Annotated in this window: 12 protein-coding genes; 7 read left to right on the top strand and 5 right to left on the bottom strand. The window is 64.1% G+C overall.

The features are described from left to right. The first annotated feature begins 3 nt into the window (after nt 1-3). The 3 genes from FQ746_RS29365 to FQ746_RS29355 are packed head-to-tail and all read left to right on the top strand — an operon-like array spanning nt 4 to nt 2075. Nucleotides 4-621 carry a glutathione S-transferase N-terminal domain-containing protein gene (locus FQ746_RS29365; RefSeq protein WP_144113492.1) on the top strand — a complete coding sequence of 206 codons (618 nt, stop codon included), beginning with the start codon at nt 4-6 and terminating at the stop codon, nt 619-621. 12 nt (nt 622-633) lie between these two features. Then, on the top strand, nt 634-1104 hold the full coding sequence (locus FQ746_RS29360; RefSeq protein WP_144113295.1) for a type II 3-dehydroquinate dehydratase: 471 nt from the start codon (nt 634-636) through the stop codon (nt 1102-1104). Between the two features lie 11 nt (nt 1105-1115). Further along, the gene (locus FQ746_RS29355) at nt 1116-2075 is read left to right on the top strand and encodes a 2-hydroxyacid dehydrogenase (protein WP_144113294.1); all 960 of its coding nucleotides are present in this window, start codon (nt 1116-1118) and stop codon (nt 2073-2075) included. A 26-nt stretch (nt 2076-2101) separates the two neighbouring features. Here the strand turns inward: FQ746_RS29355 and FQ746_RS29350 are convergent, their stop codons facing one another. From FQ746_RS29350 to FQ746_RS29335, 4 genes are all read right to left on the bottom strand, one after another. Beyond that, on the bottom strand, nt 2102-3271 hold the full coding sequence (locus FQ746_RS29350; protein WP_144113293.1) for an alpha-hydroxy acid oxidase: 1170 nt from the start codon (nt 3269-3271) through the stop codon (nt 2102-2104). Between the two features lie 26 nt (nt 3272-3297). Beyond that, nucleotides 3298-4119, bottom strand: a complete 822-nt coding sequence (locus FQ746_RS29345) for an ABC transporter permease (RefSeq protein WP_144113292.1) — start codon at nt 4117-4119, stop codon at nt 3298-3300. Nucleotide 4120: 1 nt separating this feature from the next. Further along, nucleotides 4121-4975, bottom strand: a complete 855-nt coding sequence (locus FQ746_RS29340; RefSeq protein ID WP_144113291.1) for an ABC transporter permease — start codon at nt 4973-4975, stop codon at nt 4121-4123. A gap of 102 nt (nt 4976-5077) precedes the next feature. Then, nucleotides 5078-6103, bottom strand: coding sequence for a PotD/PotF family extracellular solute-binding protein (locus FQ746_RS29335; RefSeq protein WP_144113290.1), 1026 nt, complete (start codon nt 6101-6103; stop codon nt 5078-5080). A 260-nt stretch (nt 6104-6363) separates the two neighbouring features. On the opposite strand from FQ746_RS29335, the gene FQ746_RS29330 reads away from it, so the two are divergent. The 4 genes from FQ746_RS29330 to shiA all read left to right on the top strand — a co-directional run bounded on the left by FQ746_RS29330 (nt 6364) and on the right by shiA (nt 10312). Continuing rightward, the gene (locus tag FQ746_RS29330) at nt 6364-6777 is read left to right on the top strand and encodes a RidA family protein (RefSeq protein ID WP_144113289.1); all 414 of its coding nucleotides are present in this window, start codon (nt 6364-6366) and stop codon (nt 6775-6777) included. 82 nt (nt 6778-6859) lie between these two features. Then, the gene (locus tag FQ746_RS29325) at nt 6860-7531 is read left to right on the top strand and encodes a DUF1028 domain-containing protein (RefSeq protein WP_144113288.1); all 672 of its coding nucleotides are present in this window, start codon (nt 6860-6862) and stop codon (nt 7529-7531) included. A gap of 93 nt (nt 7532-7624) precedes the next feature. Continuing rightward, nucleotides 7625-8599, top strand: coding sequence for a LysR substrate-binding domain-containing protein (locus tag FQ746_RS29320; protein WP_144113287.1), 975 nt, complete (start codon nt 7625-7627; stop codon nt 8597-8599). Between the two features lie 396 nt (nt 8600-8995). After that, entirely contained in the window at nt 8996-10312 is a 1317-nt protein-coding gene (gene shiA, locus FQ746_RS29315; protein ID WP_409932449.1) for a shikimate transporter, read from the top strand. Between the two features lie 135 nt (nt 10313-10447). Here the strand turns inward: shiA and FQ746_RS29310 are convergent, their stop codons facing one another. Next, the gene (locus FQ746_RS29310) at nt 10448-14176 is read right to left on the bottom strand and encodes a YadA-like family protein (protein ID WP_144113285.1); all 3729 of its coding nucleotides are present in this window, start codon (nt 14174-14176) and stop codon (nt 10448-10450) included. Nucleotides 14177-14488: the final 312 nt, after the last annotated feature.

Genomic DNA, 14488 nt, shown 5'->3' with positions numbered 1-14488 from the left:
CCAATGCGTCTGCTGTACGCGCCCACTTCGCCGTATGTGCGCAAGGTGATGGTCAGTTGTCATCTGCTGGAACTGACCGAACGCGTCGAACTCCTGCCGAGCGCGGCCAACCCGATCGTTCGCGATGCGCGCATTGCCGACCATAATCCGCTGGCCAAAGTGCCGACGCTGATTCTCGCCGACGGCCAGGCGCTGTACGACAGCCGCGTGATCTGCGAATACCTCGACAGTTTGAAGCCGGAATACGGACTCTTCCCCGCTGCCGGACCGCTGCGCTGGCAGGCACTCGCGCAGCAGGCGCTGGGCGACGGCCTGCTCGACGCCGCGTTGCTCGCACGTTACGAATACACCGCCCGGCCCGTTGAAAAACAGTCGGAAAACTGGCGCACCGCGCAACTGGTCAAGGTCGACGCGTGCCTCGCGACGCTGGAACAGCAGGCCGCGACGCTAAACACCGCGCGGCTCGGCATCGGCGAGGTGACGCTAGGTTGCGCGCTCGGTTATCTGGACTTCCGTTTTCCGGAACTGAACTGGCGCGACACGCATCCCGCCGCCGCGCGCTGGCATGCCCAGGTGCAGGCATTGCCCGCGCTGCAGACGACCCTTCCTTTCGAGCCCTGAACCCTTTTATTCATGACCGACACCTCTACCCCGATCGCCGCTGCCGCCCGGACCGTCTGGTTCCTGAACGGCCCCAACGCCAACCTTTATGGACTCGACGCCAACCAGGTCTACGGCAGCGATAGTTATCCCACGCTGAAAACCCGCTGCGAAACCAAGGCGGCGGCGCTCGGCATCACGCTGAATTTCGTGCAGTCGAACTGGGAAGGCCAACTGGTCGACTGGATTCAGGAAGCGCGCGGCACGGCGAGCGGCCTCATCATCAATGCGGCCGGGCTCACGTATTCGTCGGTGCCGATTCTCGACGCGCTGCTGGCGTTTCCCGGCAAGATCATCGAAGTGCATATGAGCAACATCTGGCGCCGCGAGAGCTTTCGCCATCACTCGTATATCTCGAAGGCGGCGGACGGTATCATCGCGGGTCTCGGCGGCGACGGTTACGAACTGGCCATCGAAGCCATGGCCCGGCTGATCCGCAATTGAATCCTCCCACGATGACTGCTCCTCATGCTTCGCGCCCGTCGGGCGCGCTCGTTTTTTATAGCGAATTCGACAAGTTCGATATCTGGAAAGCGGCGTTGCAAACGCATCTGCCGGATCTGCGCGTGCTGAACTCGCACGAGGTGGAAGATCCCGAGGACATCCACTTCGCGCTGGTGTGGAAACCGCCGGCCGGGTTCTTCGCCAAGATGAAGAATCTGAAGCTGATTGTCATTCTGGGCGCCGGCGCCGACACGCTCACCGGGCGCGACGATCTGCCGGAACACGTACCGGTGACGCGCATCAGCGACCCGCATATGGCCCGCATGATGGCGGGTTACGTGCTGTTCTCGACGTTGCGGCACGCGCGCGACATTCCGTTCTTCGAAGCGGCGCAGCGGCGCGGCGAATGGGCCTACCGTCATCCGCGCAATCCCGAAGATATCCGCGTGGCCGTGCTCGGTCTCGGCGAACTCGGTTCGCGCGCCGCGCTTGAACTGCAGCGGCAGGGCTTCGACGTGCTCGGCTGGTCGCGCAATCCGCGACAACTCGACGGCGTGCGTTGCCATGCCGGCATGGACTCGCTCGATACGGTGCTAAGCCAGGCCGATATTCTGGTGATCATGCTGCCGCTCACTCGCGACACTCGAGGTCTGCTCACCCGTGAGCGGTTGATGCGTTTGCCGCGCGATGCGGCGGTGATCAACGTAGCGCGTGGAGCGATCGTCGATCAGCAAGCGCTGACCGCGTTGTTGCAGAGCGGGCATATCGGCGCAGCCACGCTCGATGTGTTCGAACGCGAGCCGCTGCCGCCAGCCGACCCGCTGTGGAAGATGCCGAACGTGCTGATTACGCCGCATCTCTCGTCGGTGGCCATTCCGGGTTCGGCTGCGAAACAGATCGCGGACAATCTGCTGCGCGTCACGAACGGCGAACCGGTGAACGATCGGGTGGATTTGCGGCGCGGTTATTGAGCCGCTATTGAGTGGTTGTGGAGCGGTTATTTTGCAGTGGCGGCCACATCGGCCGCCGTTGCATGCGACGCCAGTAGCGCCGGCGTCAACGAAGCCAGGTCGGTGCAGCCGAGCAAACGCATGCAGGTCTGCAATTCGGCATGCAGCATGGCCAGCACATCGCGCACGCCGGCCTCGCCCGCGGCCGCGAGTCCATACAGCGGCGCGCGGCCCAACAGCACGCCACGAGCACCGAGCGCAACGGCCTTGGCGATATCGCTACCGCGCAGAACGCCGCCATCCACGAGTATGTCCACCGAACGCGGCGCTTCGCTCACCGTCTGCGCGAGCAGGTCCAGCGGACTCCGTGCGCCATCGAGTTGACGCCCGCCGTGATTCGACAGAACCACCCCGTCCACCTCATGCGCGAACGCCTGGCGCGCATCGGCCACGCTCTGCACGCCTTTGATCCACAGCTTGCCGTGCCAGTGCTCGCGCAGCCATGCGATATCGCGCCAGTTCAGCGTCTGATCCATGCGATGCGTGTTCGTGCCCATGCGGTCTTCGAGTCCCGCGCCGAGCCATGCACTGCGTGACAGATTGACGAGTCGCGGCTGACCATGCGGACCCACGTTCGCCGCCCAGCGCGGATGACTGACGATGTCCCACACGAGCCGCGGTGTCCAGCGCAGCGGCATTCTGAAACCAGTGCGCGCGTAATCGTCGCGCTGGCCGAGCACGGGCGTATCGACCGTCAGCAGCAAGGTGGAAAAACCGGCGGCCTGGGCGCGCGCCATCAGGTTCTGCGCGATGCGCCGGTCCTGTTGAACATAGAGTTGCAACCACAGGTCGCCGTCGCTCGCGTCGCGCACGTCTTCCAGCAAGCTGGTCGACGCCGTCGACAACACGAACGGCAATCCTGCCGCGCCGGCCGCGCGGGCGAGCCATTCATCCGCGCGCCAGCGGAATACGCCGTTCAGGCCGGTCGGTCCCACGACCGCCGGCCATGCAAACGTCTTGCCGGCGAGGTTTGCGCGCGTATCGAGGTTGCTGACGTCGCACAGTACGCGCGGCTCGAAAGCCAGCGACTCGAACGCGGCGCGATTACGACGCAACGTGATTTCGTTTTCGGCGCCGCCTTCCAGATAGGAGAAAGCAAACTTCGGCAGCACGCGCCGGGCTGCTTCGCGGTAATCCGCAACGTTCGAATACACCATGTTTATCACCACGCCGCGCGGATCGTTCAGCGGCTTTCCTCGATGTTGAGGATCTTGCCGAGACTCAAAAAGTAGTTGGCAAAGGCCAGCAAACTCGCCGTGACCACGATGTACACCACGGAGAGCGCCGCCAGCGTCGGATCGGCGAATTCGCGCACATAGTTGTACATGGTCACCGGCAGGGTCTGCGTGGCTTCCGTCGTGATGAACAGTGACGCGGTGAATTCGTTGAACGACAGGATCGCCGCGAACAGCCAGCCGCCGAACAGACCCGGCGCGAGCAGCGGCACGACGACCGTCATGAGCACCTTGCGCGGCGGCGCACCGAGGCTGGCCGCGGCGTGTTCGAGCCGTTCGTCGAGGTTTTCCATCGACACGTAGACACTGCGCAGCACGAACGGCAGCACGAGAATGACGTGGCACAGCACCAGCACACCATATCCCCGTTCCATCCGCGACTCGGCAACCAGAATCAGCAGGCCCAGACCGATCGTGAATTGCGGCACGACCATCGGCAACATCAGGATGCCTTGCAGCGTGTCGCGTCCTTTGAACGCGAGCCGTTTGGCCGTGATCGCGACGCCCGTGCCGATCAGCAGCGCAATGACGGACGACCAGGCGGTCACGATCAGACTCGAGCGGAATCCGGCCTGGAAATCCGAGTAGGTCAGCACGCGTTCGAACCAGCGCAGCGACCAGTGTTCCGGTGGAAACGAGAGCAGCGCTTTGTCGTTGAACGAGGCCAGCGTGACGACCAGCACCGGCAGCAGCAGAAACGCAATGATTGCGCAGACCGACGCGGGGCCCGCGATGCGCAACGGCCAGGGCAAGCTTGGTTTGATTTTCATTTCAATGTCCTCCAATCCGCTTCAGGCGCGCGGTCATCTGACCGAAGACCAGCAACGACAAGCCGGTCAGCGCGAGGCCGATGATGCTCAAACTGGCCGCCAGCGGAAAATTCAGCGAGGAGAGGCCGAGCTGGTACACCAGCGTCGACAGAGTGGGAACCCGTCCGCCGCCGATCATCTGCGGCGTGGCGAACGCGCTGAAGGTCCACGCAAACGCCGTGGTCGAACTCGCGAGAATGCCGGGCATCGACAGCGGCACGGTCACCGTCACGAAGATTCGCACCGGATTGGCGCCGAGGCTTTGCGCGGCCCGTTCGTAATCGCGATCGATGTGCGAGATCGCGGCGCCGAGCATCAGCACCGTCACCGGAATGGTCACGTGCACCAGCGCCAGCACGACGCCGAAGTGCGTGAACATCAGGTCGATCGGCCAGTCGATCAGACCGAGTTTGCGCAGCACCGTGTTGACGAAGCCATTGCTGCCGAGCACGATCGTCCACGAATACGTGCGCACGATCTCGCCGAGAAACAGCGGCGTGAGCGACGTGATGAGAATCACGGATTTGAGCGCGCGATTGCGCACGCGAACCAGCGCATAGGCGAGCGGATACGCGAGCAGCACGGAGAACACCATCGTCTCCACGCTCAGACGCAGCGTATTCCACAGCGCATTGAGATAAAGCGATTTGGTGAGGCCGGAGAAATTCGCGAGCGTAAAGCCGCCTACGTCGAGCGAACCCGGCACGTAGGCACGCAGGCTGAACTGAAATACCGTCAGCAACGCCGCGCAGGTGCCCAGTGCCACGATGACCGCGGGCGCGATCATCCATCCCTTCAGCCTGCTGTACATATTCATGGTTCGACCGTCGTTCGATTTTGTTGCTTTGCTGTTATTGCTTCGACTGCATGCACGGCGCCCCGGTCTTTGACGACCAGGGCGCCGCGATTCACATCGGTATCAGTTCATGATGTTTTCGGTGAACCACTTGCGCCATTCCGGCGTGAGTTCCGCACGCAGTTTCGAATCGACGACGATGGTCTGCTTGTTCCACTGCGCGCGCGTCGTGAACACGCCCGGCAGTGCCGCGTCGGCCGGCGCCACGGCGGCGTTGTCGACCACCGGGCTGGCTTTCTCCATCGCCACGATCTTCGCCTGCACGGCCGGCGAGAGCGCGATGTTCATGAACTTATAAGCGAGATCGGCCTTCTTCGATCCCTTCATGATGCCCATGCTATCCACGCCCAGCACGGCGCCTTCTTTCGGAATTACCACCTTGATCGGCACGCCCTGACCGATCAGGTAGTACGCGTTCATCGACAGCAGCACCTGGACCGGCGTCTCGCCCGTCTGGATGAGTTGCTCGCCGTTCGCGTCGTCGGTATAGAACGCCTTGAAGTTCGGCTTGAGTGCCTTCAGCTTGGCCTCGCCCTTCTGCCACGTGCGCGCGTCGCCGCCCGACAGAATGGCCGCCACGGTCATGATGTGGCTCGGGTCCCAGTCGGGCGACGCGATCTTGCCCTTGAGCGCCGGGTTCCACAGGTCGTTCCAGCTATCGAACTTCATGCTGGGCGGAACGATGTCCGTGCGATAACCGATGGTGTACACATACGCCCACGTGCCGATGTGGTATGGGCTGATCTTCGCCTGATCGACCAGATGCGAATAGTTTGGCAATTTAGCGGTGTCGAGCTTTTCGAACAGGTTGCTGTTCACGTAGAGCCAGCCGACCTGCGAGGTCGTCACCGTGATGTCGCTTTCCGGCGTGGTGGCGAGCTTGGCCTTGTTCAGCCGGTCGATGGTGCCGCCCGTCACGTATTTCACCGGCACGCCGGTTTCGCGCGTGAATTCCTGGCCGACGGTCTGGTCGATCATGTCGCGGAAATTACCGCCCCACGTGCTGACGACCAGCGCGTCCTCGGCATGCGCCGAACTTGCGGCCACGGCGCCGAGCACGATGCTGGCGGTGAGGATTTTTTTGATCATTCGCTACCCCATAGTTGGATTCGGACTGTTGAAGCACGGATGAATAGTGAAAGAGATCGCGACGATCACCAAGTTGCCTTTTCCACAGGCATGACTCGCAATTCCTGACGCCGCGGTTTTTTATTTTTTGCGCCTGGGCGCGCACGGCGCTTTCAGGAAATCCGACACACGGCCCCGGAAAAGCCAAATAGGCAGCGGCTCGCTTTTGCCCGACTATTGGCGCAGCTCTCACTCACCGATCGCTTTGGACTCTCCCAGCCATGAAACACACCCGTATTCGCGCGTTCAACACCAAACAAACCTATCCCGAACAGAAGCTCGACAACGACCTGTGCCAGGCGGTGGTCGCACGTGGCAGCACGGTGTTTCTGCGTGGCCAGATCGGGCAGAATCTCGATACCTCCGAGAGCGTCTGCATCGGCGATGCGGCGGGCCAGGCCGAGCAGGCCATGAGCAACATCGCGATGCTGCTGAAGGAAGCAGGCGGCGAGCTGGAAGATATCTGCAAGATCACCATCTATCTGATCGACCCGCGCTATCGCGAGGCGGTCTATCTGGTGGTCGGCCGCTGGCTGAAAGGCGTGTTCCCGGTCTCGACGGGTATCGTGGTGTCCGCGTTGGCGCGTCCCGAATGGCTGGTCGAGATCGACGCGACCGCGGTGATTCCCGATTGAATCCCCGCTTGATTCCCAGATCGACTCCCCGATTGATTCCCGATTGATTTCCCGATTGATCTTCAACGGTCCAGGCTGACTCATGACTTTTTCGATCATTGCCCGCTGCCCCGCGACGGGCCAGTTCGGCGCCGCGGTGGCGTCGTCGTCGCCGGCCGTGGCGGCCCGCTGCATCCGCGTGCGCGCAGGCGTCGGCGCGGCGGCCAGCCAGAACATCACCGACCCGGCGCTCGGCACACAGGCACTCGAGCGCATGGCCGCGGGCGACAGCGCGACCGAAGCGCTCGAGGCGCTGCGGCAAAAGCCGTTCATCGAATACCGGCAGTTGATGGCGATCGATGCAAAGCGGCCGCCCACGGTTTTCACCGGCGCGAGCGCGCTGGGCACGCTTGCCAGCGTCAGCGGCGAACATGCCGCGTGCGCCGGCAACATGCTGGCCTCGCGCGACGTGCCGGCTGCGATGCTGGCGGCCTTCGAACAGACGGGCGGAGCGCTCGCCGAACGCCTGATGCAGGCGTTGCTGGCAGGTCAGGCCGCCGGCGGCGAAGAAGGCCCGGTGCACTCCGCGGGTCTGCTGGTGTGCGATACGCTGGAATGGCCGGTGGTCGATCTTCGTCTGGACTGGATCGACAACGGCCCGGTCGAAGCGCTCCATGCCGCGTGGAAACGCTTCGAGCCTCAGGTGCAGGACTACGTGACGCGGGCGCGCGACCCGCGCGCCGCGCCGAGTTTCGGCGTGCCCGGCAATCTGTGAGCGGCGCCTTGCGCCGACGCTTTGTGCGAAGATGAGCGCCGCTGCCGGACTGCGCTCCGGCGATTCTTTGTTCCGCTCCCTGTCATCTCACTCATGCTGAATCGGATTTCCCTGCGTCAAATGGAGTACTTCATGGCGGCTGCCCGATACGGCAGCATCGCCATTGCATCCAGCCAGATTCATATTTCCGCGCCGTCCATCTCCGCCGCCGTCGCGCACATGGAAACGGAGCTCGGCGTTCAGCTGTTCATTCGCCACCCCTCCAAAGGCATGACGCTGACGCCCGTCGGCACGCAGGTCATGCAGGAATGCGAACACCTGCTCGAACGCGCATCCAGGCTGTACGACATCGCGTCGGATTCCAGCGATGCGATTCAGGGTTTGCTGCGGGTCGGCTGTTTCCAGTCGTTGACACCGATGATCGCGCCGGAAGTCATCTTCGGTTTCAAGCGTGCGTTCAACAGGATCGATCTGCAACTGGTCGAGGGCGATCAGCCGGAGTTGATGACCCGGCTGCAGAACGCCGAGATCGACGTCGCGATTACCTACGATCTGCAACTCAGCGAAGACGTGCAATTCGAAGTGTTGTGCCAGCTTCCGCCGCACGTATTAGTGAGCGAACTGCATCCGCTCGCGCAGCAGAACGCGGTCACCCTGGGCGAACTCGCGGCGCAGCCGATGGCGCTCCTCGACCTGCCGTTGAGCCGCGATTATTTTCTTTCGTTGTTCGCCGAAGCCGGTGTCGAGCCGAATATCGTCGCGCGCTCGCGCTCGGAAGACGTGATCCGCTCGCTCGTGACGAACGGTATCGGCTATGCGCTCTTCAACGTGCGGCCGAAGTCGGATCAGTCGCTGGACGGCAAGCGCTTCAAGCGTCTGCGTCTGGCCGGCAAACACCGTCCGATGCTGCTCGGACTCGCCACCTATGCGCCCGCGAAACGTCCGCGGCTGGCGCAGGTGTTCATGCAACGCTGCCGCGCCTACATCTCCGACCAGTACATTCCGGGGATGAGCGCGGCCAGCTACTTCGACCCCTACGTCAACCCTGCACCCGACGCGGAAAGCTGAGCGGTAAGCAAAAAAAAGTGGCCGCGGCTAAGGCCGCGGCCACTAAAACACACGCCAACTGTTTTGAGGGCAGCTGGCTTATTGGGGTATACGTGAAGTTCGCAAAACCGGATGCAAAGAATTTTCGCGAACTTCGTTTTGCCCGCCGCGCGGCCCGTCTGCCTACCCAAAACTCAGTGTATACGCGCAAAACGCGCGCTATCCGCGCATCGGCGCGCGACAATCGCGCAGAATCGTGCTGCTGCTGATTGTAGGATTGGCCTGGAGTCTCTAACCTTCGGGGCATTCAGCCAGCAACTCCGCGAATCGGTCGTGCGCCGGTGGGTCGACGACCCGCGCCGTCCGGGGAGCCAGTCAGGAGACAACGTCATGACCACCATCATCCCCACGGCCCCGATGGCCGACAAACGCACCTCCACACAAAACCGCTCGCGCAGCCAGGCCCGCAAAGCCGCGCTCGGCAGCTTTATCGGCGCCGTGGTCGACTGGTACGACTTCCTGCTGTACGGCATCGTCGCCGCGCTGGTCTTCAACGGCGAGTTTTTCCCGAAGGTCAGCCCGGCCATGGGCACGCTCGCCGCGTTCGCCACGTTCGGCGTCGGCTTCCTGTTCCGGCCGCTGGGCGGCTTCGTGTTCGGCCACTATGGCGACCGGCTCGGGCGCAAGCGCATGCTGGTCCTCACGGTGATGATGATGGGTCTGTCGACCGCCGCGATCGGTTTGCTGCCCGCGTTCGCGACCATCGGCTGGTGGGCGCCGGTGCTGCTGGTCACGCTGCGCGCCATTCAGGGCTTCGCGGTCGGCGGCGAGTGGGGCGGCGCCGCGTTGATGGCGGTGGAGAGCGCGCCGGAAAAGAAGAAGGCTTTTTACAGCAGCGGCGTGCAGGTCGGTTATGGCGTGGGCCTCGTGTTGTCGACCGGGCTCGTCGCAATCATCAGCCGCTCGATGGACAACGCGTCGTTCCTGAGCTGGGGCTGGCGTCTGCCGTTCCTGTTCAGCGTGGTTCTGGTGCTGATCGCACTGTGGATTCGTTCCAGCATGGAAGAGTCGCAGGAGTTCGTCGAGAAGGTGGCCAAACGCGAGGCGCTGGGCGAAGCCCGCCCGCGCCTGCCGATCGTCGAAGCGCTGCTGCGGCATCCGAAGGCGTTTCTGCTGATCATCGCGCTGCGCCTCGCCGAACTGTTCACGATGTATATCGTGACCGCGTTCGCGCTGAACTACTCGACCGCGAATCTGCACATGCCGCGCGAGTTCTTCCTGAGCATCGGCCTGCTGGTCGGCGCGGTGAGTTGCGTGACCATTCCGTGCTTCGCGCTGCTGGCTGATCGCTTCGGCCGCCGCCGTATCTACATCATCGGCGCGCTGGTGGGGATGTTCAGCGCGGTGCCGTTTTTCCTCGCGCTCGATGCGCGCTCGACGGTCTGGATCGTGGTGTTCGCCGTGATGCTGGCCAATATCGCGCACGACATGGTGGTCAGCGTGCAGCAACCGATGTTCACCGAACTGTTCGGCACCGAGTATCGCTATAGCGGTGCGGGCGTCGGCTACCAGGTGGCGAGCGTGGTCGGCGGCGGCTTCACGCCGTTCATCGCGGTGGCGCTGGTGAGTTTTGCCGGCGGCTCGTGGCATCCGGTGGCCGGATATCTGGCGGTCGGCTGCCTGATTTCCGTGCTGGTAGCGGCGAGGATGAAGACTGGGCGTACGGTCGACTGAATCCCTTCTGAGCTAGCTGGTTGGTTCGGTAAGGCTCCAAGGTCGGCACGGGCCGGCGGTGGCGTTGAAGCCACCGCCGGCCCGTTTTTCATGGCGGTCTATGACTGCCGACCGCCTTCACCACCGCTACCACCGCTACCACTGATAAGCCGCGCCCGCGCCGACCGTCGTCGTGGCCGAACTCATGCCCGCGCCCACCTTCACCTTCAGGTTCTGCGTGACACGCGCCGACAGTCCCACCGCCACCGCCTGATAGCCTTTGTAGCCCGCCGTGCCGACACCGATCGCCAGATTTTTGGTGGCGTCGACTTCGGGGATCATCGTGAGCGCGATTGCGGAAGCGGTTCCGGAATAAGCGTTGCGCGCCATATCGCTCATGCTGCCCTGGAACTGCTGCATGTTGACCGCATCGGTCGGCGCCTGCCCCGCCGCGATATTGGTGATGCGCCGCTCGTTACCCGCCGAGCCCACCGATACCGTATTGGTCTCGCTCGCCACCGAGCCCTCGCCGATCGCCACCGAGTTCGGTGCGGACGCCGTTGCGCCACCGCCGATGGCGACCGATCCGTTGCCGATGGCCCGCGACGCGGCGCCCGAACTGTTCACCGAGACATAGGGCGTCCCGTTCGCCTGCAGGTTCTGCACCGACTGAATGCTGGCGGAAAGCTGGCCCACCTGCTGATTGGTCGACCAGAGTTGCGAGCCGTTCACCGCGTCGGTGCTGCTCGCCGACAGGTCGCCCGCCTTCAGGTTGGTGAGTTGCACCGCGGCCCCATTGCCCGCGTTGCCGCCATTGCCCGCCGTGCCGCCGAGCGTGATCCGGTCGTGCGCGGAACCGTCGTACTGCACCGCGTTCGCCACCGACCCGCCGATGTTGTTCACCGTCGTCTGCAGACCCGCGATATCGCTGCTGTTCTGCGTGATGCGGCCGTCCAGGTTGGTCAGCGCACTGCCGACGTTGTTCACGACCGTGCCGCCCACGTTATACGAAGGCGCCGTCACCGAGCCGTCCGCCGCGACGGTCGCGCCGCCGCCGAGCGCCACCGCGGTACTGGCGGCCTGCCCGTACAACTGCGCGCCGTTCACCGCGTCGCTGCTGCTCGCGCCGACCGCGCCGCGCGCCACACCGCTGACCACGCGATTTCCGCCGGTACCCGCCATGTCGATGACGCCGCCATCCGTCGTCGCGCCCACGTTGATGATGCGTGACGTCCTGTCTTGCGTGACGATGCCGACACCGCCGGTTTCCATGTTCTGCTGCAGGGTGCTCAAGCCGGTATCGAGCGAGCCGAGCGCATCGCCGATTGTGGTCTGCGTGCCGCCCTGCACGTGATAGCTGGGCCCGGTCAGCGAACCGTCCGCGTTGATCTGCGCGCCGCCGCCGAGTGCCGCGACCATCGGCCTGAACTGCCCGACATTCACCGCCGACGCATCGGCGGTACCCGCCGCGAGGCCGGTCAGTTCGCGTGCGCCGGCAGTACCCGTGAAGTCGACGCGCGCGCCGTCCGCGTCCCTGGCGACCGTGAGCGCACGCGTCGTCTGGTCCTGCTGCACGAGGCCGATTTCACCGTTGGTGATCTGGTTGGTGATGTGCGTCACGTCCCCTTCGATGGTCGTGGTGCGCGCATCCAGATTCGTGAGCGTCGACGTGTTGTCGGTCACGCGCTGATCGAGGTTCGTGATGCTGCTGCTGTTCTCGGTCACACGCTGGTCGAGGTTCGTGATGCTGCCGGTGTTCTGCGCGACGGCCTGGTTGGTCGTGTAGAGTTGCGCGCCGTTGACCGCGTCCGTGCTATCGGCGGCGAGACTGGCGCCGGCCACGTGCGTGAGCCTGACCGGTGCGCCGGCAGCCGCACCTGTCGCCCCCAGCGTCACGGTGTCGTGCGCGGAGGAATCGTACTGAACCGAATCGGCGCCCGCCTGCACGCTGGTGGTCACCGCCGCCGCGAGCGCTGCGCCCACGTCGTTGTAGGTCTTGCCGCCAATGTTGTAGAGCGGCCGCTTGAGCGTGCCGTCGGTGTCGATCGCCGCGCCGCCGCCGAGCGCCGCCGCCGCGCTGGCCGTATTCGCGTACAACTGCGCGCCGTTCACGGCCTCGCTGCTGCTGGCGTTCAACATACCGGCGGCCACCCCCGCCACCACGCGCTTGCCGTTGGTGCCGGTCATGTCGACGCGGTTCCCGCCGACGTTCGAAGCCACCAGAATGTCCCGCGTCGCGAGGTTCTGCGTGACCAGACCGACGCCGCCCACGATGATCTGGTTTTGCAGCGTGGTCAGCCCCGTGTCCAGCGAACTGAGCGCGCTCCCCACATTGGTCTGCGTGCCGGCTTGCACGTGATAGGTCGGACCGCTGACCGCACCGGCCGCGCTCACCGACGCGCCGCCCCCGAGCGCCGCGACCACCGGGCTGAGTTGCCCTAGATTGACCGCCGAACCCGCCGCCGTGCCCGGCGCCACGCCGAGCAGTTCGCGCGCGCCGGCGGTGCCGGTGAAGTCGACATGCTTGCCGTCCGTGCTCTTCGCGACCGTCAGGTCGCGCGAGGTCGCGTCCTGCTGGACCAGACCGGCTTTACCGTTGTTGATGTTGTTCGTGATGTTGGTGATGTCGGTCGTATTCTGCGCAATCGACTGGTTGGTGCCGTAAAGCTGTGCGCCGGTGACCGCGTCCGAACTGGCCGCGTTGAGCGACGCATCCGCGATGTTGGTGAGCTTGACCGGCGTGCCGAATTTGCCGAGCGTCGCCACGTCGTGCGCGGCGGTGTCGTAGCGCAGCGCGTTGGCGCCGTCGGCCGTGCTGCCCGCCGATACCGCCGCCAGCGCCGCGCCGACATCGCTGTACGTCGCACCGCCAAGGCGGTAAGCAGGCGCCGCGACCGCGCCGTCCGCGTTGATCAGCGCGCCACCGCCGAGCGCCGCCGTGACGCCGCTCAATTGCGCGATGTTGACCGCGTCCGTGGGGCGCGTACCGGCGGCGACGTTCACGATTTGCCGCCCTTGCGCCAGCGTACCGACCGACACCACGTTGACGCGGTCCGCCACCGAGCCGCTGCCGAGCGCGACCGAACCCGTCGCACTGGCCGACGAGTTGGTGCCCACCGCCATCGCATTGGTGGCAGCGGGATTGACGAACACGTTGTAGCCGATCGCGATCGTGCCGGAGCCGGCCGCGCTCGCGAACGAACCGATCGCCATGGCGTTGAGCGCCTGTACCCGGGAGTTATAGCCGATTGCGACCGAGTTGTCGGAGAGCACGCCGACCGATGCCGACGCGCCGACCGCCGTCGAGTTGACCGAGCCGACCGTTGCCGACGAACCGACCACGGTCGACGCGTCGCTGCCGGCAATCGAACCGGCGCCGACCGACAGGGCATTGATGCCGGTGGCCGCGGCCGTCGGGCCGATGGCCATCGCGTTCATATCGGGCGATGCGCTGGTGCGCGTGCCCTGCACGACGTTCGGGCTCACGGCGATATAGTCGGTCACCGGCGTCGCGACTGCGGCCAGCAGACTGCGCGGGCTCGCGTTCGATACGTCGGAAGCCACGGTGGCGACCATGACGGAATTGCCCGCGAACACGCTGGCCCGGCTGATTGCCTCGGCCAGTTCCGCGGGCGTCGAAACGTCGACGGCGGCCGGCGGTTGCGGCGTGCCGCTCAGTGCCGCGAGCGCTTCCGCGGGAGTCCGACAGTCCGCGGCCAACGCCGCGCATTGTGCGGCGTTGGCCGTTGGCGAGAACGCCAGCGCACCGAGCAAACCGGCGCCGGCGGCAGCCAGCGCGTTGGATGCCGGTTTGTCTTTCACGCTTCTGCGGATTTTCGCGTGCGTCGGTTTATTCCACATCACCTGATAAGTCTTGTTCAACATTCCTCCCAATCTTTTTATCCGGGACTTAATCGTCCACACCTTCTTAAGACTTCTTAAATAACATGCGGAAATGCATAGTTATTTAAGAACCCGTCGTACTTCATTCGCGACCAGCAATGATCCGATCCGCAGTTTGCCATTGGCTTTAACCGCAACCGAGATACATAAGTACCGCCTACGTCGATAATTTTTCGAACGGTTCACGCGCCGACTGGCGCGTTGACTGTGTTGAACCGCACGACAGGGATAGTCTGGGGTGTATTAGGCAAATAGCGAATACGGACAACTCTTAAAAGCTAATTTTTAACTTCA

It is taken from the genome of Paraburkholderia sp. BCC1886 (genome assembly GCF_900996245.1).
Lineage (GTDB): Bacteria > Pseudomonadota > Gammaproteobacteria > Burkholderiales > Burkholderiaceae > Paraburkholderia.
The sequence above is the reverse complement of the archived record's forward strand: the minus strand, read 5'-3'. Positions and strand labels throughout refer to the sequence as shown.